The sequence below is a fragment of the Bacteroides sp. 519 genome, assembly GCF_010500955.1.
Classification (GTDB): Bacteria; Bacteroidota; Bacteroidia; order Bacteroidales; family Bacteroidaceae; genus Bacteroides.
Genome location: NZ_QVMJ01000016.1, coordinates 28,541 through 51,909 on the forward strand (window position 1 = coordinate 28,541; position 23,369 = coordinate 51,909).

The following is a 23,369-nucleotide window of genomic DNA, read 5'->3' on the forward strand; positions in this document are numbered from 1 at the left end:
TTTTTTCATCCCGGTAGCATAAAGCCTTTCTCCCGGTAGGATAAACGGTTTCTCCCGGTAGGATGAACGCTTCATCCCGGTAGGAGAAAACCTTTATCCTACCGGGATAAAAGCACAGTTTAATAATGAGTAAAATTTCTTTCTATATAGACCGAGGAGCCAATGCTATATAGCATAAGGGGTCGATGCTATATAGCACAAAGGTACTCTGCTATATAGACCGATGCCGCTCTGCTATATAGCTTGCGAAGAAGTATGGACTATTTTGCGGAAAACTATGGACTATTACGCGGAAGAATCCAGTGTTTTCTACCAGAAAATCCCTATTATTGTTAGAGGGGCAAAGTGCAAAGTGTGCTGGCAAATTGTAATTATATTTGCCAGCACACTTTGCCAGCACGCTTTAACAGCCTATCGGTCAGGCAGATAAATGGCCGTGTGCTGGTGTGACGGCAAATTACGACTTTTAAACTTCTTGGTAGAGGAGTTTTGCTGTATTTTAGATATTTACTACTTTTGGAAATTAGTGTAAATCGACAATAAAACACAAAAAAAGAAATATGAAAAAAAAGGCAATAATCATAGTAAGCGCATTTTGTTTATTCACAGCTTGTTACACGCAAGCACAAACTATTTTTCAGACCTTTGAAACACCTTGCGATATAAACAACAAAAACAAAAGTTACAAAATAGTGCAACAGTATTTTCCCAATGGTGTTGACACTATTAGCAACAACAATATGATATTTCAACTTTTCTCGAACAATGAAGTGATTTATCAAGACACGCTTTATAGTTTCACGGGCGAAACTGAATTTCGAGATTTTAATGGCGACAATTTAGAAGACATTCTCATACAAAACATTTCAGATGCCAGAAGCAATTGGACATATTATTTGTATCTTGTTGATACAGTAAACAACAGCGTCAAAAGAATCAAAGGATTTGAAAAAATCAAAAACCCTAATTATTTATCCCAATATAACCTTATTGACAATTATGTAAATTCAGGCGAGAATTGGACAAGCTTTTACAAAATACAAAATGATACAATCAGAGATTTTAATGTAGTAATCTATGATAACTCAACTTATGATGAAGAGTATAAAAAAGCAATTGACCTGATTACGAGTGATTCCATTGAATGAGTGGTTCAAAAAGAACTAAAATTTAATTTGGGTTAAATAAACCATACATCTTAATCCATATTCAAAACATAATTCGTAATTTCGTAAATTAACAGTAAACCATATAACAGTTAACTCACAATGAAAAAGATATTATTATTATTGACTTTATTTTGCACAACAATGACTCAAGCTCAAAACCCTTTCCTAGAGAAATATAATACCCCCCATGGTACCCCTCCGTTCGATAAAATTAAAATAGAACATTACGAACCTGCTATTATGGAGGGAATGAAGCAGGAAATGGCAGAAATAGATGCCATAATTAATAATCGCGAAAAGCCAACTTTTAGTAATACAATTGTAGCACTCGAAAAATCGGGAGAACTGCTTGAAAGAGTAACAACGGTTTTTGGAAATCTGTTAAGTGCAGAAACCAACGACGAAATGCAGGAACTTGCCCAAAAGTTAATGCCGCTTTTAAGCGAACACTCCAACAATATCAGTTTAAACGAAAAGCTATTTGAACGGATAAAAACTGTATATAACCAAAAAGCATCACTGAACCTAAATACCGAACAGGCCAAGCTACTTGATAATGCTTACGATGGTTTTGTTCGCAGTGGAGCCAACCTTCAAGGCGAAGCAAAAGATAAATACAGGGAATTAACTGCTAAACTCAGCATGCTTACCCTTAATTACAGTCAGAACAGCCTGAAAGAAACAAACGCCTATCAACTTGTACTTACCGATAAGAGTCAGCTCTCCGGATTGCCCGAAACAGCCATTGAAGCTGCTGCACACACCGCACAAGAAAAAAATGTTGAAGGTTGGGTTATTACATTACAGGCACCCAGCTACGGACCTTTTATGCAATATGCCGATAACCGCGAGCTTCGCAAAGAACTCTATATGGCCTATAACACCAAAGGTACGTTAAACAATGAATACAACAACGAAAGCATAGCAACCGAAATTGTAAATACCCGCATGGCAATAGCCCAATTGTTGGGATATAACAGCCATGCCGACTATGTGCTTCAGAAAAGAATGGCCGAAAACAGCGATGCTGTATATAACCTGCTGAATCAGTTGTTAGATGCATATACACCGGCTGCACAAAAAGAAGTTAAGGAAGTAGAAAAGCTGGCCCGCGAAACAGAAGGCAATAGTTTTGAATTAATGCCTTGGGATTGGAGTTATTACTCAAACAAATTGAAAGAAAAGAATTTCAACCTTAACGACGAACTGCTTCGTCCATACTTTGAACTGGAAAAAGTAAAAGAAGGAGTGTTTGGACTTGCTACCAAACTGTATGGTATCACCTTCAAAAAGAATTCCGATATTCCTGTTTATCATAAAGATGTAGATGCCTTCGAGGTTTACGACAAAGATGGTAAATACCTTGCAGTACTTTATACCGACTTCCACCCAAGAGAAGGCAAACGTGCCGGTGCATGGATGACGAGTGTAAAAGGCCAGTGGATAGACGAAAAAACAGGCGAAAACAGTCGTCCGCATGTTATGTTGGTTATGAACTTCACCAAGCCTACGGCAGATAAACCTGCATTGCTTACCTTCGACGAAATGGATACCTTCCTGCACGAGTTTGGTCATGGCTTGCACGGTATATTTGCAAACTCTACCTACGAAAGCCTTAGCGGCACAAGTGTGTACTGGGATTTTGTAGAACTGCCTTCGCAAATTATGGAAAACTTTGCAAACGAAAAAGAGTTCCTCCATACCTTTGCCAAACATTACCAAACAGGCGAATTACTACCCGAAGCATATATTAAACGAATTGTAGATGCGGCTAACTTCAATGTTGGATACGGATGTCTTCGTCAGGTAAGCTTTGGTTTACTGGATATGGCATGGTACACACGCACTACTCCATTCGAGGGCGACGTAAAAGTATACGAAAAGGAAGCATGGAAAAAAACACAGATCCTGCCCGTTATACCCGAAACCTGTATGAGTACACAATTCTCGCACATATTTGCAGGAGGATACTCTGCCGGATATTACAGTTACAAATGGGCAGAGGTGTTGGATGCCGATGCATTTTCGCTCTTCAAAGAAAAAGGCATATTCAATACTGATGTAGCACAGTCGTTCCGCGACAATATATTATCGAAAGGCGGTACCGAACATCCAATGGTTCTTTATAAACGATTCAGAGGACACGAACCTACAATTGATGCATTACTAATCAGAAATGGAATAAAATGAAAACATATTCAACAATCCTGCTCTTTTTTGCAATAACTTTATCGGGCCTGCTATTTAGTAGCTGTAACGAGTCGGACGATATTTCCGGAATCTTCCTGGATAAACAGTGGAAACTTACACGTATCCTGATAGACAATGGCAGTAGCAAATCGCCCATAGCAACACATTACTGGAATGGCAATGAAGAGGCTATGAAGAAATCGAACGAACTTTTAAATCAGAAAGGTAATTTCGTTATTCAATTTGCCGGATTTGAAGAAAACAACAAGATAACCGGTAAAAACGCTACATATAGTGGCCGGGCTACCACAGTTGCCATATCCGGTAACTGGAGTGTAGATGGCGAAAGTAACACCTTCAGCACCACCCAACAATCGGTTAGCGATGGCGATGTATTGGGTACGGCTTTCATTAACGCATTAAAAAATGCATATAAATATACTGGTGATTACAATAATCTTCAGATATATTTTAAAGAAGGAAAGGATAAATACTACTTACTTCTTCGTGTAGACGAGTAACAACCTTTGTACAGATGGACGGCAAAGAACAAAAACAACAGGAGTTAGACAAACGTTACATACAGATGGCATCAATATGGGCCGAGAATTCTTACTGCGAACGCAGAAAGGTTGGTGCATTGATTGTTAAAGATAAAATGATCATATCCGATGGATACAACGGAACACCATCGGGCTTTGAAAATGTGTGCGAGGATGAATCGAACATGACAAAACCTTATGTACTTCATGCCGAAGCCAATGCCATAACCAAAATAGCCCGTTCAAACAACAGTAGCGATGGCGCAACAATGTATGTAACAGCCTCTCCGTGCATTGAATGTTCTAAATTAATTATTCAGGCAGGTATTAAACGGGTAGTGTACTCCGAGAAGTACCGGCTGGAAGATGGTATTGAACTGTTAAAACGTGCCGGCATTGATGTTGAGTTTGTGAATTTATAACATGTTCAAGAATGGGAGACTAAACTTAAAAACTTATAAACTTAAAAACTTATAAACTTAAAAACTTAAAAACTTAAAAACTTAAAAACTTAAAAACTTAAAAACTTATAAACTAAAATCATGAGTTCAAACAAATCATTTCGTTTTACCCCCATCATAATTGCACTTAGTGTTGTAATTGGTATATTGATAGGAACATTTTATGCCAAACATCGTTCGGGCAACAGATTGGGTATTATAAACGGAACCAATAATAAATTAACTGCATTGTTGCGGGTTATCGACGAGCAGTACGTTGATACCGTTAATATGCACGAACTTATAGAAGAAGCAATGCCTCAGATTCTGGGAGAGTTGGATCCTCATTCAACATACATTCCGGCCAAAGACCTGGAAATTGTAAACTCCGAACTTGAAGCCAGCTTTGGTGGGATAGGTATTCAGTTCACCATTCAACACGATACCATTCATGTAAACAGTGTAATACCGGGCGGTCCTTCCGAGAAAGTAGGACTAATGGCCGGCGACCGCATTGTTGCTGTAGACGATAGCATATTTGTTGGCAAAATAGTTACCAATGAACGTGCTATGCGCAAATTAAAGGGTCCCAAAGGTACCGATGTTAGAATAGGAGTTAAGCGATTTGGAGAAAGAGACTTGTTATCGTTCGATATTGTTCGGGGAGATATTCCGCAAAACAGTGTAGATGCAGCTTATATGATAAACGAAGATTTCGGTTACATTCAGATCTCGAAATTTGCACGCAAAACCCATGTAGAACTATTGAGTGCATTGGCAGTACTTAAGCATCTGAATTGCAAAGGTGTAATCATCGACTTGAGAGGTAATACAGGTGGCTTTATGGAAGCCGCTATCCGGATGGTAAACGAGTTCTTACCCGAAGGCCAACTGATTGTATACACCAAAGGACGCAAATACCCCCGTGCAAACGAACTGGCAAACGGTACCGGCAGTTGCAAAGATATGCCAATGGTAGTATTAATAGACGAATCATCGGCATCGGCCAGCGAAATATTTGCAGGTGCTATCCAGGATAACGACCGTGGTATGCTTGTTGGCCGGCGATCGTTTGGTAAAGGTTTGGTGCAACAACCTATCGAATTCAGTGACGGCTCTGCCATTCGCCTCACCATTGCCCGTTATTATACGCCATCCGGACGCTCAATTCAACGTCCATACAACAAAGGAAAAGATGCCGATTACGAAATGGACTTGTTAAACAGATACGAACATGGAGAATTCTTCTCGCGCGATAGCATCAAGGTCGACGAAAACCTACGGTATTACACAGGCCTTGGACGTCCGGTTTATGGTGGTGGCGGTATTATGCCCGACATCTTTGTTCCACAGGACACAACCAATATTACTACCTATCTGCGTAGCGTTTTAAACAGAGGGCTAACACTTCAGTTTTCGTTTCAGTACACCGATCAAAACCGTAAAAAGCTAAGCGAATATACGGATGAAGAAAGCCTACTTGGATACCTGAAAAGCCAAGGAGTTATTGAACAGTTTGTTCAATATGCAGATAGCAAAGGAATAAAAAGAAGAAATATCCTGATTCAAAAATCGTATAGTTTGTTAGAGCGGAATGTATATGGTAATATCATTTATAACATGCTTGGCAGAGAAAACTATATTAAATACTTCAACAAAACGGACATAACCGTATTAAAAGCTCTTGAATTGCTGAAAACCGGTCAGGCATATCCGCAAGCTCCGGCAAAAGAAGAAGAAGTACTTGTTACCGAAAACGATGAAGAAACAGAAAAAAGAACTGCGCAAGCTAATACGCCAACAGAAAACCCAGTATTGCGTCTCTACGCTTAAATCAATATCCGATTCTGTTTTAGAGAAGCTTGAAAAAGAAAACCTTTTTCAAGCTTCGAACACAATACTACTCTATTTTTCGATGGATGATGAAGTGCATACACACCAATTCATTGAAAAATGGAGTAAAACCAAAACCATATTACTGCCGGTTGTTGTGGGCGATGTACTTGAACTGAGAATATACTCGCACAAGAACGATCTTATAACAGGAGAATATGGAATAAAAGAACCAACCGGACCACTTTTCACCAGTTATGATTCGATTGACCTAGCCATTATACCCGGTATGGCTTTTGACAGTAAAGGCAACAGGCTTGGCCGTGGAAAAGGATATTACGACAAATTACTGCCTCTTATTAAAGCTCCTAAAATTGGCATCTGCTTTCCGTTTCAGTTGCTAAACACAATCCCTGTCGAACAGTTTGATATTTGTATGGATAAGGTGATCACCTAGCCTCCGTGTTCAACACAAGGAAAAGCTCCGTGTTTCTGTGTCTCTGTGTTTTTATTTATGAAGAGTGATAAAAAAATGAAAACTTAAAGGTAAATGTTGAGTTTTCTGCAAAAATCACTACCTTTGCGCGTAATATGTCGTCGCACAAACAACACATATTTTTAGTTTTTCTCTGTCTTGGAGTTCTTCTCAGTCCATTTTGCTCAAGCAATACATGGGCCAGAGACTTTATTGTCGTTATTGATGCCGGTCATGGAGGTAAAGATCCGGGCGCTTTAGGAAAAATATCCAAAGAAAAAGATATAAACCTAAAAGTTGCCTTGAAAGTAGGTAACCTGATTAAGAAAAATTGTAAAGATGTGAATGTGATATATACGCGAGATAAAGATGTATTTATAAGCCTGGATAAAAGAGCGGAGATTGCAAACAATGCCAAGGCAGATTTGTTTATCTCCATTCATACAAATTCGGTAGCTAAATCAAAAACGCTGCAAGGTGCTTCAACATGGACCTTGGGGCTAGCACGGTCGCAAGCTAACCTTGAGGTGGCAAAACGTGAAAATGCAGTAATTGAGTACGAAAGCGATTACAAAACACGATATGCCAGATTTGATCATTCGTCCGAATCATATATCATGTACGAGTTCATGCAGGATAAGTTTATGGAACAAAGCGTTCAGCTTGCAACACTTATGCAACAACAATTTAAAAATTCCTGTAAGCGGATTGACAAAGGTGTTCATCAGGCCCAATTTCTGGTATTGCATGCAACAGCAATGCCAAGTGTGCTTATTGAACTGGGCTTTATCTCAACACCCGAAGAAGAAAAATATCTCAATACCGAAAACGGTGCCAACACAATGGCCAAGGGCATTTATCAGGCATTTCTTCAATACAAGAGTTTGCACAATACCAACGCCGAGCCACTAAAGCACAACGAAGCCAGTACACAAAATGTAACCCCAAAAACATCGCATGTTACAGAGAAAGTTCCCATTGTGTTTATGGTTCAGATTACAACTTCCTCGAATGTACTAAAACCTGGTGATCAGAAGTTGAAAGGATTGAAGGGGGTAAGATACTATAAAGAAAGAAATATCTACAAATATACCTATGGAGCGTCCGAAGACTATAATAAAATTGTAAAGGTCAGAAAAGATATTCTGAGTAAATTTAAAGATGCATTTATCATTGCTTTCAGAAATGGAGAGAAAATGAATATAAATGATGCAATACAGGAATTTAAAAACACAAGAAAATAACAATGAAAATAATGAAATACTTCACTAAAGAGGTTAGAATAGGGCTGGTTGGAATTGTATCATTATGTGTCCTTATTTATGGGATCAATTATCTTAAAGGTATCCACCTGTTTAAACCCAGCATTTATTTCTATGTAAAATACGAAAACATTAATGGACTAACAAAATCCAGTCCGGTGTATGCCGATGGTTATCAGGTAGGGATTGTACGTGATATATTCTACGATTATAAAAGACCTGGAAATGTAACCGTTGAAATAGACCTGGATAAAGAGATGCAGATACCCAGAGGTAGCTATGCTGATTTGGAAGTTGCCATGTTGGGAGATGTGAAAATGAACATCATACTATCCGATGGACAGCTTGGCGTACACACCATTGGCGATACCATACCAGGCAAGTTTAATAATGGACTGATGGGAAGTATAAACTCATTGATGCCTAAAATAGAGAGCTTAATACCTAAGCTGGATACCATTCTTACATCTATTCAGGCAATAACCGGCAACGAAGAAATACCCGAAATCATTACCAATGTAAAATACTCCACTGCAAATTTGCAAGCATTAACAAGCAACCTGAATCGATTTGCACAAAACGACCTTCCACTCTTAACCCAAAAATTGTCGACTATAGGAGACAACTTTACGGAGGTAAGCAATAACCTGAAGAACATAGACTATGCTGCTACAGTAAGCAAGGTCGATGCTACTTTAAACAACGTAAAAATGCTTACAGAGAAACTTAATAGCAAAGAGAATTCATTAGGTTTGTTATTAAATGATACACAGCTATACTACAACCTGAACAATACAGCCGAAAATGCTGCAAATCTTCTGGGAGACTTTAAAAATAGCCCAAAACGCTATGTTCATTTCTCTCTCTTCGGCAAGAAAGACAAATAAGAAAAAATGGTTAATGTAGATTTTGTCTAAATAACAAATTAGCATCATTATCTATAAAAAACGAAGTTTGGCGTATCAACAAAGCTAAATAAAATGAGATTATTATTATTGTTTTCTTTTCACTGTTGTATTAGCGGCTTGGTGTTAAGTTATTGAATATTAGCAACATACATTTCGTGTGCTGGGTTTTATCGGGGTACTTGCGAACAATTTTATAAGTAGCTGAAACTAAAGCCGTTAAAAGAGGTAGCTAATAAACAAGAAAAAACTCATTTGTTTTTTTGAAATAAGATTCTCAATTTTGCAATCAGCAGAAGGTTAGGTTAATTAATAATTGCGTATTAATTTTGTTTATGAAAGATTGTGATCATGTCAGTCTTTGGAACCAATGTCTAAAAGTAATTGAAGACAATGTTCCCGAAACGACATTTAGAACCTGGTTTGCCCCTATCATTCCTTTGAAATTTGTGGACAAAACCTTAACAGTACAAGTTCCAAGCCAGTTCTTCTATGAGTTCATAGAGGATAAGTTTGTGGATTTATTGCGTAATACATTATATCGTGTCATCGGAGAAGGTGCCAAGTTAATGTATAACGTAATGATAGATAAAACTTCAAGGACTACAGTAGACCTTGAGGCAAGTAGTCGTTCTATGGCAGTATCTCCTCCCAAAAACCTTGAGAAAGTTAATAAATCGCCGGGGGTATTAAAGATCGTAACAAAGGAACTTGACTCACAACTCAATCCGAATTATAATTTTGAAAACTTTATAGAAGGATTCAGTAATAAACTTCCAAGAAGTGTTGCTGAGGCTGTTGCTCAGAATCCGGCAAAGACCGTATTTAATCCTTTGTTTATTCATGGACATTCGGGTGTGGGAAAAACTCACCTTGCCAATGCCATCGGAACCAAAATTAAAGAACTATACCCCGAAAAGAGGGTATTGTATGTTTCTGCACATCTATTCCAGGTGCAGTACACCGATTCTGTGCGAAACAATACAACCAATGATTTTATTAACTTTTACCAAACAATAGATATCCTGATTATTGATGATATTCAGGAATTTGCCGGCGTTACTAAAACCCAAAACACGTTCTTCCATATATTCAACCACCTCCATCAAAATGGAAAGCAATTGGTATTAACCTCAGACCGTTCTCCAGCCTTGCTGCAAGGAGTTGAAGAAAGACTTTTAACCCGCTTTAAATGGGGAATGGTAGCCGAATTAGAAAAACCCTCTGTTGAACTGAGAAAAGGCATTCTAAGAAACAAAATACACCGCGACGGGCTTCAATTCCCAGAAGAGGTAATCAATTATATAGCTGAGAATGTAAATGAAAGTGTGCGCGACCTTGAAGGTATTGTTATTTCAATGATGGCTCACTCAACCATATACAACAAAGATATTGATATCGATCTGGCGCAACGTGTTATACGCAAGGTAGTTAAGAGCGAAACCAAAGTTATCACCATTGATAATATTATTGATGCTGTTTGCAAGCATTTCAATATAGATACTACCGTTATTCATACCAAATCAAGAAAAAGAGACGTAGTGCAGGTAAGACAAATAGCAATGTATCTTGCCAAGAAACATACGGATTCTTCTTCTTCCAAAATAGGCCAGCTAATAGGCGGAAAAGATCATGCAACAGTTTTACATGCATGCAGAATAGTGAAAGACCAATGCGATGTAGACAAAGCGTTAAAGGCTGATATTGAAAGTATTGAAACTACGCTGAAAAGGAGATAAGTAATGAGTTTTGAGTAATGAGTTTTGAGTAGTGAGTTGTGAGTAATGAGTTGCATGTTAAGTCTACTCACAACTCATTACTCACAACTCACAACTCACAACTCATTACTCTAAAAATCCTTGTTCTTTCAACACTTTGAAGAGATTTTCGGAAATTGTAATATTGTCTTTGTGGGTATAACGGATATCAGTAAATACCTGTGCCAGTGTTTCCTTATTATTCTCTTTAATAAACTGCTTGTTTTCCGGCAATGATTCCTTATAAGCATATATTTCATCAATCCTTTCGGGTGTATAATCTTCGTAAGTTTCAGTATGAATGATGCCATTAACAGGTAAGCGGTCTACCTGAGGCGGTATTCCATCCGGATATCCAACTGTGATAGTTGCAATTGGGAATACTAACTCCGGCAGTCCAAGCGTTTCAATAATCATTTGTGGGTTGTAAGTAGTGGTACCCAAGTAGCAAATACCAAGCCCGTTTTCTTCGGCCACGGTGCAAAATGTTTGGGTAACAATTAAAGCATCCATTGCAGCATTCATAAACGACTGAAAGTTGTTATAACCCGGAACCGCTTTCCGCTGCTCGCACCATTTACTGAATCTGCGAAAATCTGCACAGAAAGTAAGCACAACCGGAGCCGTTTTTACCATCGGTTGGTTGAAGTGTGCGGGTGAAAGTTTTTCTTTCATTTCAGTGTTGCGGGTAACAATAACGCTGTAAAGTTGCATGTTTCCGGTTGTTGATGCCCGAAAAGATGTTTTGAGTAAATTGTTTAACAACTCATCAGGGATGTTTCGTTGAGTATATTTCCGGATAGTTCTTCTTTTATTGATAGATTCCATACGTTTGTTTTTCTGCAAAAATAAGAAATAGTATCAGATGTGGCAATCTAATCCAATTCTAAATTTTCTTTTTGGGAAACTTTGAACATTTACAGCGAGTATTTTGTTTTCCAAAAAAGAAATTTGATGGTACTCGCTCTTTCAGCAAAGCTTTATTCATCAGGCAATTAGCTTTTTGTTTTGAGAAACTATGTGGCTGTTGATAAATAATGTGATTTTTATTTTGCTATAACAGAAAACATTCATAGCTTTGCAAACACAATTATTAATCAACCATCACTTCTGCATTTCATTTTATTGTTTAATTCCTTATTTTATAATAACTAAAGTGGAAAAAGTAATCTATTCTCATGAAGAAGCTATTGAAGAATCTTTACGATACTTTCAAGGTGATGAGTTGGCAGCAAGAGTTTGGGTAAACAAATATGCTGTTAAAGATTCTTTCGGGAACATTTATGAAAAGTCTCCGGAAGACATGCATTGGAGATTGGCTAATGAAGTAGCCAGAATCGAGTCTAAATACCCGAATCCATTATCAGCGAAGGAACTTTACGATTTATTTGATCATTTCAAATATATTGTTCCGCAAGGAAGCCCTATGACGGGAATCGGAAATAATTATCAGGTAGCCTCGCTATCAAACTGTTTTGTAATTGGCGTGAATGGTCCTGCCGATTCTTACGGTGCCATTATTAAGGTAGACGAAGAACAGGTACAATTAATGAAAAGACGCGGTGGCGTTGGCCATGACTTGTCTCACATTCGTCCGAAAGGATCACCTGTTAAAAACTCAGCTTTAACCTCAACTGGTATCGTTCCTTTTATGGAAAGATACTCAAACTCTACTCGCGAAGTAGCGCAAGATGGCCGAAGAGGTGCTTTAATGTTAAGTGTATCTATTAAACACCCTGACTCGGAATCATTTATTGATGCTAAAATGACGGAAGGTAAAGTTACCGGAGCTAACGTTTCGGTAAAGCTGGACGATGATTTCATGAGAGCCGCAATTGAAAACAAAACCTACACACAACAGTACCCTGTTAATTCTGCTAACCCAACCACTGTTAAGGATATTGATGCCTCTGCTCTCTGGAAAAAGATTGTTCACAATGCCTGGAAATCGGCTGAGCCGGGAGTACTCTTCTGGGATACTATAATAAGAGAATCGGTTCCCGATTGCTATGCCGATTTGGGATACGAAACCGTATCAACTAACCCCTGTGGTGAAATTCCGCTTTGTCCGTATGACTCCTGTCGACTGTTGGCCATTAACCTATATTCGTATGTTGTTAATCCGTTTAAAGAAAACGCCTACTTCGATTTCGAACTCTTCGAAAAACATGTAGTTCTGGCACAACGCATAATGGACGACATTATTGATCTTGAACTGGAAAAGATTGAATGCATTCTTGAAAAGATTAAAGAAGACCCGGAAACCCCTGATGTAAAACGTACAGAGTGCGAACTTTGGGAAAAGATATACAAGAAAAGTGCACAGGGAAGAAGAACCGGTGTAGGTATAACCGCCGAGGGCGATATGCTTGCTGCACTGAATCTTCGCTACGGAACCGAAGAAGCAACCGACTTTTCGGAAAAAGTACACAAAGTAGTTGCAATCAATGCATATAAATCGTCGGTAACCATGGCAAAAGAGAGAGGAGCTTTCGGAATATACGATTCTGAAAGAGAGAAAAACAATCCTTTCATTAATCGTCTTGCCGAAGCCGATCCCGAATTGTACAAAGACATGAAGAAGTACGGCCGCCGTAACATTGCCTGTCTTACCATTGCACCTACTGGTACAACCAGCTTAATGACTCAAACAACATCAGGCATTGAGCCAGTGTTCCTACCAGTATACACCCGCCGAAGAAAAGTAAATCCGAATGATGCACAGGTACGAATTGATTTCGTAGATGATTCGGGAGATGCTTTCGAAGAATATATCGTATTCCACCATAAGTTTGTTACCTGGATGGAAGCAAACGGATACGATCCCGCCAAGAGATATACACACGAAGAGATTGATGAACTAGTTGCCAAGTCGCCTTACTACAAAGCCACATCTAACGATGTAGATTGGTTGATGAAAGTAAAGATGCAAGGCCGCATACAAAAGTGGGTCGATCATTCAATCAGTGTAACCATCAATCTGCCGAATGATGTAGACGAAGAACTGGTTAACCACTTGTATGTAGAAGCATGGAAATCAGGTTGCAAAGGATGCACTGTATATCGTGATGGCTCGCGTTCGGGTGTTCTTCTGGCAACAAAGAAAAGTAAAAAAGAAGAGGTACCTCCATGTAAACCGCCAACAATAGTAGAAACCCGTCCGAAGATTTTGGAAGCAGATGTTGTTCGGTTCCAGAACAACAAAGAAAAATGGGTTGCATTTGTAGGTATCCTGGATGGTAGACCTTACGAAATATTCACTGGTTTACAGGATGATGACGAAGGTATTCTATTACCCAAAAGTGTTACCACCGGTAGAATCATTAAGAACGTTGACGAAGAAACAGGAACCAAACGTTACGACTTCCAGTTCCAGAACAAGCGTGGTTACAAAACAACCATCGAAGGCCTTTCCGAAAAGTTCAACAAAGAATACTGGAACTATGCTAAACTGATTTCGGGAGTACTACGCTGGAGAATGCCAATTGAACAGGTAATCAAACTGGTTAGTTCACTTCAACTAGATAGTGAGAATATTAACACCTGGAAAAACGGAGTTGAACGCGCACTTAAAAAATACATTCAGGACGGAACAGAAGCCGCCGGCAAAAAGTGTCCCAACTGTGGTAACGAAACATTGGTTTATCAGGAAGGCTGCCTTACCTGCAAAACTTGTGGCGCATCCCGTTGTGGATAAACTATGAATTAAATGAAAGAGGCTTACAGGCCTCTTTTGTGTTTAATAACATATTAGCACAAACGTTTGCATTGGAAAAAACTTTAGTTGGAGATTATTGTTGTATAATAACAAAAATAATATATTTATAATTGTATTTAGTAGCTATTTAGTAGCTAGTAGTAAGTAGCTAGTAGTAAGTAGTAAGAATATCCATGTGGCATTGTTACTAACTACTAGCTACTAGCTACCAACTACTAGCTACTAGCTACCAACTACTAAAACAACATAAATATGACAGTATCATTCCATATTGAATACCGTACCAGTTGGGGAGAAGAAGTGAGACTCCTTGGTTCCATTCCCGAACTAGGTAATAACATACCTCAGAATGCCATACCACTTACCACAGTAGATGGAATTAACTGGGTGGTTGCAAAAGAGATCAAAGTTCCCCAAAACAAGGTAATTGAATATAACTATTATATTTACCGGGATGGAAATGTGGTAAGGAATGAGTGGGATAACTTCTCACGCAGACTTTATCCGGCAAACAGAAGCCAACAATCTTATAAGATTTACGATTGTTGGAAGAATCTGCCGGAAGATTTATATCTCTACAGTTCGGCCTTTACAGAATCTTTGTTGGCACATCTTGATAGAGATAAAATCCCCGAAAGCTACAACAACGGTTTAATTATCAAAGCCTATGCACCACGCATAACCAGCGATTATTGCCTGGGTATTTGTGGTAATCAGGAAATACTTGGTAGCTGGAATGCTGATAAAGCCTGGTTAATGAGCGATGTGAATTTCCCCGAATGGCAAACAGAACTGGATGCTTCGAAATTGCAATTTCCCATTGAATATAAGTTTGTACTGTTCAACAAGAAAACCCGGAAAGCAGAATATTGGGAAAATAATCCCAACCGGCATATTGGCCACTATCAGTTCAACGACAATGAAACGATAGTGATATCCGACAGGTATGTGTATTTCAATGTTCCTACCTGGAAAGGTGCAGGAGTTGCTATACCTGTGTTTTCACTCCGTTCGGAAAGTAGTTATGGCATTGGTGACTTTGGCGATTTAAAGAAAATGATAGACTGGGCTGTTAAAACAGATCAGAAGTTTGTTCAGATTCTGCCGATCAATGATACAACAATGACTGGTAGCTGGACTGACTCTTATCCTTATAACAGTATATCGATTTATGCTTTCCACCCGATCTATACTAACATAGATAAGCTTGGACAGTTAAAAGACAAAAAAGTTGCCAAAGCTTTCGAAGAGAGAAGAAAAGAGTTGAATGCACTGCCAATGATGAATTACGAAGCCGTATTGCAAACAAAGTGGGAGTATTTCCGACTTATATTTGCGCAGGAAGGCGAAGCTGTATTGGCATCAGACGGATTCCGTTTATTCTATCAGGCAAATAAAGAATGGTTGCAACCATACGCTGCATTCAGTTATCTGAGGGATACCTATAAAACACCCAATTTCAGAGAATGGCCGGAGCAATCGGTTTATAACTCCAAACAAATTGATGAATTGTGTCGCCCCGGTACACCTCATTATCCACACGTTGCTATCTATTATTACATACAATATAACCTACATCTGCAATTACTGGAAGCTACCACTTACGCCCGCGAACATAGGGTAGCTATCAAAGGGGATATTCCTATCGGGATAAGCCGCAACAGTGTTGAGGCATGGACAGAACCTTATTACTTCAATCTGAACGGACAGGCCGGTGCTCCACCCGATGATTTCTCGGTAAACGGGCAGAACTGGGGATTCCCAACCTACAACTGGGATGTAATGGCACAGGATGGTTATAAGTGGTGGATGAAACGCTTCCATAAAATGGCAGAATACTTCGATGCATACCGCATAGATCATATTCTGGGTTTCTTCCGTATCTGGGAAATTCCAATGAATGCCGTACATGGACTACTGGGGCAGTTTGCTCCTGCTTTGCCCATGACTGCAGAAGAGATAGAAAGCTACGGATTACAGTTCCGCAAAGACTTCTTCCTGAATCCATATATCCACGAATCATTCCTTGAGCAGGTATTTGGCCCACATACCGAATATGTAAAAGAGCACTTCATTGAGCCAACCGATGTTTGGCAAGTATATCGTATGCATCCCGACTTTGATACACAAAGAAAGGTAGAAACTTATTTCGCTGATAAAAACGACACCGATAGTATATGGATACGTGATGGACTTTATTCACTTATCAGTAATGTATTGTTTGTTGTCGACAAGGACGATCCGGAAAAGTTCCATCCACGTATAAGCGCACAGCATGATTTCCTTTATAAATCTTTATCGGATTGGGATAAGAACTCTTTTAACCGTTTGTACGATCAGTATTATTATCATAGGCACAATCAGTTTTGGCACCGACAGGCCATGCAAAAGTTACCACAGTTAACCCTTTCGACCCGAATGTTGGTATGTGGTGAAGATTTGGGAATGATTCCGGATAGTGTACCCTGGGTAATGAACGATCTTCGTATCCTGAGTCTGGAAATTCAACGAATGCCGAAGAACCCCAATTATGAATTCGGCCATTTGAATGAATACCCTTATCGTTCGGTTTGTACCATATCTACACACGATATGTCGACCTTGCGCGGATGGTGGGAAGAAGATTATGCACAAACCCAGCGTTATTATAATAACATAATGGGTCATTACGGCACTGCTCCTACGGTAGCATCTCCCGAGATATGCGAAGAGATTGTACGAAACCATCTGTACAGCAATTCTATATTGTGTATACTGGCTTTGCAAGATTGGATGTCGATAGATGAAGAATTAAGATATCCCAATGTTCCGGATGAACGAATCAATGTTCCGGCTAACCCAAAGCATTACTGGCGTTACAGAATGCACCTCACTATTGAGGAACTGATGAAAGCGGATAACTTGAATGATAAGATTAAGAATATGATAAAGAATACCGGAAGGAATCCGGAAAAATAATTTCCTATGAAAATTAGCAGATCTTATATTACGTTGAAAGATGTTTTGTTTTATAGCTACCATGGAGTAGCAAAACAGGAACAGGTTGTTGGAAACAACTACATAATCAACCTGCGTCTTGCTGTGGATATTTCTAAAGCTGCAGAAAGTGATCATGTAGAAGATACTGTTAATTATGCAAATGTACACCAGATATTATTGGAAGAGATGGCCATCTCTTCCAAGCTTCTGGAACATGTATGTGGTAGGATTGTTAACAGGTTATTCCATGAATTTCCATTGGTAGATGGAATTGAAATAACACTGGCTAAAAAGAACCCTCCAATGGGTGCAGACATAGAAGCAGCGGGGGTGGAGATGTATTGTTTAAGGCAATAGTAGGGACTTTCCGATAGAAAACCCTGTACTCTTCCGCATAATAATCCACTATTTTCCATAAAATAGTGGATTATTATGCACAAGCTATATAGCATTGGGGTTCTTAAACACTCTTTTACCATTGTAAGGAAACAAAAAATCACTATATTTGTCCCACAATTTGTAGAAAACAGTAAATGAAAGAATTCATCATCTCCGAAGCCCAGGCCGAAACAGCTGTACTTGTAGCTTTGATAACCCAAAATCAGGACGAACGCAAAACAAACGAGTACCTCGACGAACTGGCATTCCTTGCTGAGACAGCAGGGGCGGAAGTAGTTAAGAAGTTTACCCAGCGATTGGATATGGCACACTCGGTAACCTACGTTGGAAAAGGGAAACTTCAGGAAATAAAAAATTATGTAGACGAAAACGAAATAGGGATGGTTATCTTTGACGATGAACTGTCGCCCAAACAATTGCGTAATATTGAAGCAGCACTCCAAATAAAAATACTAGACCGTACATCGCTCATCCTTGATATATTTGCCATGCGTGCCCAAACTGCCCATGCCAAAACACAGGTAGAACTGGCACAATACCAATATATGCTTCCCCGCTTGAAAAGACTTTGGACTCACCTTGAACGTCAGGGTGGTGGTGGAGGTGGCGCCCGTGGAGGTTCGGTAGGGCTTCGCGGACCCGGTGAAACCCAGCTGGAAATGGACCGCCGAATTATTCTTAACCGTATGTCTTTGTTGAAAGAACAACTGGTAGAGATTGATAAACAAAAAGCTACCCAACGGAAAAACCGTGGTAGGATGATTCGTGTAGCACTGGTAGGATATACCAATGTAGGCAAATCTACTTTAATGAACCTGCTTGCTAAAAGCGAAGTTTTTGCCGAAAACAAACTCTTTGCTACACTCGATACTACTGTGCGTAAAGTAGTTATTGAAAATCTGCCGTTCTTGTTATCAGATACAGTAGGATTTATTCGTAAACTGCCAACCGATTTGGTTGAATCTTTTAAATCAACCTTAGACGAAGTGCGCGAAGCAGATTTACTATTACATATAGTAGACATCTCACACCCCGGCTTTGAAGACCAGATTAGTGTTGTAGAAAAAACATTGGCCGATATTAGCAGCGCCGACAAACCAAGCATATTAATCTTTAATAAAATAGACGCTTATACCTACGTGGAAAAAGCGCCCGATGATCTTACCCCCCTAACCAAAGAGAATTTAACGCTCGAAGATCTCATGAAAACGTGGATGGCAAAGCTGAATGATAATTGCATCTTCATCTCTGCCCGTCAGAAAATCAATATGGAAGAACTGAAGAGTGTGGTTTACAGCAAAGTAAAAGAGTTACACGTACAACGGTTCCCCTATAATGATTTTCTTTATCAGGAATATGATTAATTAGTAGTTGAGGAGGTAGAGTGAGGTAAAGTCAGGTAAAGGAGCCAGTCTATCTACTTTACCTCCTTTACCTCACTTTACCTCCTCAACTACTTCCAATAGACACGTTTATGAAAACTTATAGGAAACTAACTGAGGACGAAATTCTTCAGCTAAAGGGGCAGTCGTGCCTGGCCGACAATTGGGATAAGGTTTATGTAGATACAAACTTTACTCCGCAGTACATATTTCACACCCGTTTCTCGGGAGAAGTAAAGTTGGGAGTTTTTGAATCGGAGTTCACCCTACCTGGTGGAATTCGCAAACATGCAGGATTACGCCATGTTACATTACACAATGTAACGTTGGGAGATAACTGTTGTATCGAGAATATTCAGAACTACATTGCTAACTACGAAATTGGTAACAACTCATTTATCGAGAATGTTGACCTTATTCTTGTAGATGGCCTGACCACTTTTGGCAATGGATGCGAAGCCGCTGTACTCAACGAAACCGGAGGCCGTGAAGTGTGCATGAGCGATAAGCTTTCTGCCCATCAGGCATACATAATGGCATTATACCGTCATCGGCCGGAGTTAACCAAACGGATGAAAGAAATTACCGACTATTACTCTAATAAACATGCCTCTACAGTTGGTACAATAGGTAACCGTGTTACCATTATGAATGCTGGATGCATTAAAAACGTAAAGATTGGCGATTACTGCCGCATTGAGGGAACCTGCCGACTGGAGAACGGAAGTATTAACAGCAATGAAGCCGCACCGGTACATATAGGATATAGTGTTATTTGCGAAGATTTTATAATCAGTTCCGGATCGCATGTTGACGATGGAACCGTTCTGAGCCGTTGCTTTGTTGGACAGGCCTGTCAGCTGGGGCATAACTACTCCGCATCCGACTCCCTGTTTTTTAGTAACTGCCAGGGAGAAAACGGGGAAGCTTGTGCCATCTTTGCCGGTCCTTATACCGTTACGCATCATAAATCGACCTTGTTGATTGCCGGAATGTTCTCGTTTATGAATGCCGGGTCGGGATCGAACCAAAGTAACCACATGTATAAACTTGGTCCTATTCATCAGGGGACTATGGAACGGGGCGCCAAAACCACTTCCGACTCTTACATACTTTGGCCTGCCCGCGTAGGTGCTTTCTCGTTGGTTATGGGAAGACATGTTAACCATGCCGACACATCGAACCTCCCTTTCTCGTATCTTATTGAACAGTCCGATACTACTTATTTGGTACCTGGTGTAAATTTGCGAAGTGTTGGAACCATTCGTGATGCCCAGAAATGGCCTAAGCGTGATAAACGTACCGACCCCAACAAACTGGACTTTATAAACTACAACCTTTTAAGTCCTTATACTATCCAAAAGATGTTTAAGGGAAGAGAAATTCTGAAAGAGTTAAGACGGGTATCGGGAGAAACCTCCGAACTTTATTCGTATCAGAGTGCCAAAATAAAGAATTCTTCGCTTAACAAAGGAATCAAATTGTATGAAACGGGTATTCATAAATTCTTAGGAAACTCCATTATTAAACGATTGGAGGGAATTGATTTTAAGAATAATGATGAAATACGTGCCCGTTTGAAACCGGATACCGAAATAGGTGCCGGCGAATGGGTAGATATTTCTGGACTTATTGCTCCTAAAAGTGAGATAGATAAGTTATTGAATGGTATTGAGAACGGTGAGATTAACCGTTTGGCATGCATCAATGAGAACTTTGAAACCATGCACAAAAACTACTATACATACGAGTGGACATGGGCCTACCAAAAGATTAAAGAATTCTATAATATAGATCCGGAAACTATTACCGCCAAAGATATTATATTTATTGTGAACGCTTGGAAAGAGTCTGTTGTTGGCCTCGACAAGATGGTGTACGAAGATGCCCGCAAGGAATTCTCTTTATCGTCTATGACTGGATTTGGTGCCGACGGTAGCCGCAACGAAATGAAAATGGACTTTGAGCAAGTTCGTGGAGATTTTGAGAGCAATACCTTCGTTAATGCGGTATTGAAGCATATTGAGGAGAAAACAAATCTGGGGAATGAGCTGATTCAGAGGATGGAGAAGGTTTGTTAGATAATCATGTAAATAGTTTGTATTATCTTTGTTTAATATCCAAAAGGTTATTATATTTGTTCTGTCATTAAGAATCGCGATCTTATAAATGATGACAGACGAAGAGCTAAAGGCTCAAAAAGAAGACGCTGAAGATGATTTGGGCTTCTTTTCCTCTAATTGGGATGAAATTCTGAGAATAGAATGGATGACTAAAGAGGAGCTTGAGCAGGCAGTGGATGAAACGCTCGACGATTATATTCAAGCCTGTAAAAAGCTGAATGAAAAGTAGCCCTCTAGGGCTACTGCTCTTCGTTGTATATATAACTTTTTAATAATAACAGGCTATGGATGTGCAGAAAGAATTAGAGAGATGGAAAGAGGACTATCGAAATGCCAAAACATCAGAAGAAAAAGCAAATCATAACAAGCGGTTTGGTGATTTTGTGCGTTCATTGGAACCAGCTGATGGGAAAGCATTTACATTGGCATTTATTCAAGGAGCAAAAGAAGCGAAAGAGGAGTTGGAGAGAATTCAGGAAACAATCCGAATTAAAAAAAGTCTGGAAGCAATTAATGATTTTACTTCAATGTCATATATTGCAAAGAAGTATTTTGGAAAAACCAGACATTGGCTTTACCAACGCATTAACGGCAGTTTGATAAATGGTAAAACCACATCCTTTACACCTGAAGAAAAACAAAAACTTAGCAATGCATTAAAAGAACTAAGTCTTAAAATTAATGATACTGCTCATTCTATTGAACACAGTATATAATGGAACGGAAGGTAAAACTCTATACTTTTATAAGTATTTGCTATTGTAATTGAGGTAAAAAATACATGTTTTATAAATCTCCAAAAACGATCATTGTTGCATATTTTCCTTTTTATGCAAAGACCGAGTTTCCCCAAGTTCAGCCTTTGAAAGCAATACTTTTTTGAAATATATTAAAGAACAAATTAAGAATGATTCTGAGAATAAAAATTAACATGTTAGATATACTTAGAGTCTGTTTTAGAGACTTAATAAAAAGCAAATCTGACTATCAAAAAGAAAGTAAAAAGGGTTTTAATATCTGGTTTTTCTAAACACGGTTTTTTTGTAAGTAAGCATAAAACGAAACCAATTTATTTTCACACAATCTAAAGCAGATAAATGAGCTAATTACTAATTCTGAACTTATTTTAAATATTCAATATATGCTTTTTTCATCTTGTCCATTATCCGACCTCTTAATGATAGAGGTTGAATGACCTTTACACTATCACAAAATGAAAGAATAAGTTGTTCCATTTCGTAATTTATAATAACATCAATTTTAACCTCAAGAGTATTAGAATCTAACCAATGATGCCTTTGAGAACCATGTATGGGTTTAGAAGTAATATAATGCCCCGTTTTCCCATAGAAGTGTAAAGTTAGGTTCTCAACTTTTTCATCATTAGGTTTTGTTACTCCAATAATATCATCAAAGTATTCATTCCAGTCTATTTGAGTGTTCAAAATATAAGGTTGATTTGCTTCTGATATTTCTACAATCCTATCTAGCGAAAGATTCCAATCACTTTTATCTTGTTCTGGATTATACCCAAATACAAACCAACGATTGTTATATTCTTTTAGATAATAAGGATGTATTGTTAATTGTACACTATCTTTGAAAGATTGTAAATATTCAACCTTCAACACTTTTTGGTATAGAATTGAATTGTATATTGTTCCAATATGCTCAATACCAGTTAGATATTGATTACTTTCAAATTCCATTATAGTATTATAATGAGAATTGTAAGAACCGTTTTTCTGCCTTAGTTTTATTAACAAATCAGACATCCACTCAAACTGAGGCATACCTTTGAATTGAGAAATAGTTTGCAAAGATGTTAACAAGCAGTTTAATTCGGTTTCATCTAAAGGCATATTATTAATAGAATACGATAAATCTTTATATTGATAAAACACTCTTCTATTTTCTTTTTTTCTTAATAACTCTATGCACCAACCTTCTGCACTTTCCATAAAAGCTATATCATCAAATACTTGACGACGGCTTATTCCACTTGAATCTGGATTAATTTCTTTCAGTACTTTATTGCATTCGTTTATCAAATCTTCAATAAAATATCTTCTTCCACTATTTCTGAAACATCTATCGAGTATTTGATAACGTATTTGAGCATTTTTATTTGTTGCCATACAAGTAGAATTATTATATTAATGCAAAGGAACGAAAAAATTCATTATATTTGTGCA

The 23,369-nt window shown here is 38.6% G+C and carries 18 protein-coding genes; 16 read left to right on the plus strand and 2 right to left on the minus strand.

Going from position 1 to position 23,369, the window contains the following annotated elements:
* Positions 1 to 560 precede the first annotated feature (560 nt).
* From D0T85_RS14160 to dnaA, 9 genes are all read left to right on the plus strand, one after another.
* Positions 561 to 1,148, plus strand: a complete 588-nt coding sequence (locus D0T85_RS14160; RefSeq protein ID WP_163214180.1) for a hypothetical protein — start codon at positions 561 to 563, stop codon at positions 1,146 to 1,148.
* Positions 1,149 to 1,268: 120 nt separating this feature from the next.
* On the plus strand, positions 1,269 to 3,359 hold the full coding sequence (locus tag D0T85_RS14165; RefSeq protein ID WP_203558487.1) for a M3 family metallopeptidase: 2,091 nt from the start codon (positions 1,269 to 1,271) through the stop codon (positions 3,357 to 3,359).
* A complete protein-coding gene (locus D0T85_RS14170; RefSeq protein WP_163214181.1) occupies positions 3,356 to 3,880 on the plus strand; it encodes a DUF4847 family protein in 525 nt (174 codons plus the stop codon). The genes D0T85_RS14165 and D0T85_RS14170 overlap by 4 nt, the downstream gene beginning before the upstream one ends.
* Positions 3,881 to 3,894: 14 nt before the next feature.
* On the plus strand, positions 3,895 to 4,323 hold the full coding sequence (locus D0T85_RS14175) for a dCMP deaminase family protein (protein WP_163214182.1): 429 nt from the start codon (positions 3,895 to 3,897) through the stop codon (positions 4,321 to 4,323).
* Between the two features lie 120 nt (positions 4,324 to 4,443).
* Positions 4,444 to 6,174, plus strand: coding sequence for a S41 family peptidase (locus tag D0T85_RS14180; RefSeq protein ID WP_163214183.1), 1,731 nt, complete (start codon positions 4,444 to 4,446; stop codon positions 6,172 to 6,174).
* Entirely contained in the window at positions 6,101 to 6,631 is a 531-nt protein-coding gene (locus D0T85_RS14185) for a 5-formyltetrahydrofolate cyclo-ligase (protein WP_163214184.1), read from the plus strand. Before D0T85_RS14180 ends, D0T85_RS14185 begins: the two co-directional genes overlap by 74 nt.
* Before the next feature lie 134 nt (positions 6,632 to 6,765).
* Complete coding sequence (locus D0T85_RS14190; RefSeq protein ID WP_163214185.1) at positions 6,766 to 7,893, plus strand: N-acetylmuramoyl-L-alanine amidase; 1,128 nt, start codon at positions 6,766 to 6,768, stop codon at positions 7,891 to 7,893.
* 11 nt (positions 7,894 to 7,904) lie between these two features.
* Positions 7,905 to 8,798 carry an MlaD family protein gene (locus D0T85_RS14195; protein WP_163214252.1) on the plus strand — a complete coding sequence of 298 codons (894 nt, stop codon included), beginning with the start codon at positions 7,905 to 7,907 and terminating at the stop codon, positions 8,796 to 8,798.
* Between the two features lie 353 nt (positions 8,799 to 9,151).
* Entirely contained in the window at positions 9,152 to 10,555 is a 1,404-nt protein-coding gene (gene dnaA, locus D0T85_RS14200; RefSeq protein WP_163214186.1) for a chromosomal replication initiator protein DnaA, read from the plus strand.
* A gap of 105 nt (positions 10,556 to 10,660) precedes the next feature.
* Here dnaA and D0T85_RS14205 read toward each other — a convergent pair whose 3' ends face one another.
* Positions 10,661 to 11,401, minus strand: a complete 741-nt coding sequence (locus tag D0T85_RS14205; protein ID WP_163214187.1) for an NADPH-dependent oxidoreductase — start codon at positions 11,399 to 11,401, stop codon at positions 10,661 to 10,663.
* Between the two features lie 328 nt (positions 11,402 to 11,729).
* Here D0T85_RS14205 and D0T85_RS14210 point away from each other — a divergent pair, with 328 nt between their 5' ends.
* From D0T85_RS14210 to D0T85_RS14240, 7 genes are all read left to right on the plus strand, one after another.
* Positions 11,730 to 14,270, plus strand: a complete 2,541-nt coding sequence (locus D0T85_RS14210) for an adenosylcobalamin-dependent ribonucleoside-diphosphate reductase (protein WP_163214188.1) — start codon at positions 11,730 to 11,732, stop codon at positions 14,268 to 14,270.
* A 273-nt stretch (positions 14,271 to 14,543) separates the two neighbouring features.
* Positions 14,544 to 17,249, plus strand: coding sequence for a 4-alpha-glucanotransferase (locus D0T85_RS14215; protein WP_163214189.1), 2,706 nt, complete (start codon positions 14,544 to 14,546; stop codon positions 17,247 to 17,249).
* Positions 17,250 to 17,255: 6 nt separating this feature from the next.
* A complete protein-coding gene (folB, locus tag D0T85_RS14220) occupies positions 17,256 to 17,627 on the plus strand; it encodes a dihydroneopterin aldolase (protein ID WP_163214190.1) in 372 nt (123 codons plus the stop codon).
* Between the two features lie 176 nt (positions 17,628 to 17,803).
* Entirely contained in the window at positions 17,804 to 19,033 is a 1,230-nt protein-coding gene (gene hflX / locus D0T85_RS14225) for a GTPase HflX (RefSeq protein ID WP_163214191.1), read from the plus strand.
* A gap of 110 nt (positions 19,034 to 19,143) precedes the next feature.
* Positions 19,144 to 21,132, plus strand: coding sequence for a DUF4954 family protein (locus tag D0T85_RS14230; protein ID WP_163214192.1), 1,989 nt, complete (start codon positions 19,144 to 19,146; stop codon positions 21,130 to 21,132).
* Positions 21,133 to 21,220: 88 nt separating this feature from the next.
* Positions 21,221 to 21,403 carry a diguanylate cyclase gene (locus D0T85_RS14235; protein WP_163214193.1) on the plus strand — a complete coding sequence of 61 codons (183 nt, stop codon included), beginning with the start codon at positions 21,221 to 21,223 and terminating at the stop codon, positions 21,401 to 21,403.
* A gap of 55 nt (positions 21,404 to 21,458) precedes the next feature.
* Complete coding sequence (locus tag D0T85_RS14240) at positions 21,459 to 21,890, plus strand: DUF5053 domain-containing protein (protein ID WP_163214194.1); 432 nt, start codon at positions 21,459 to 21,461, stop codon at positions 21,888 to 21,890.
* Between the two features lie 405 nt (positions 21,891 to 22,295).
* Here D0T85_RS14240 and D0T85_RS14245 read toward each other — a convergent pair whose 3' ends face one another.
* The gene (locus D0T85_RS14245) at positions 22,296 to 23,312 is read right to left on the minus strand and encodes a YafY family protein (protein WP_163214195.1); all 1,017 of its coding nucleotides are present in this window, start codon (positions 23,310 to 23,312) and stop codon (positions 22,296 to 22,298) included.
* Positions 23,313 to 23,369 lie beyond the last annotated feature (57 nt).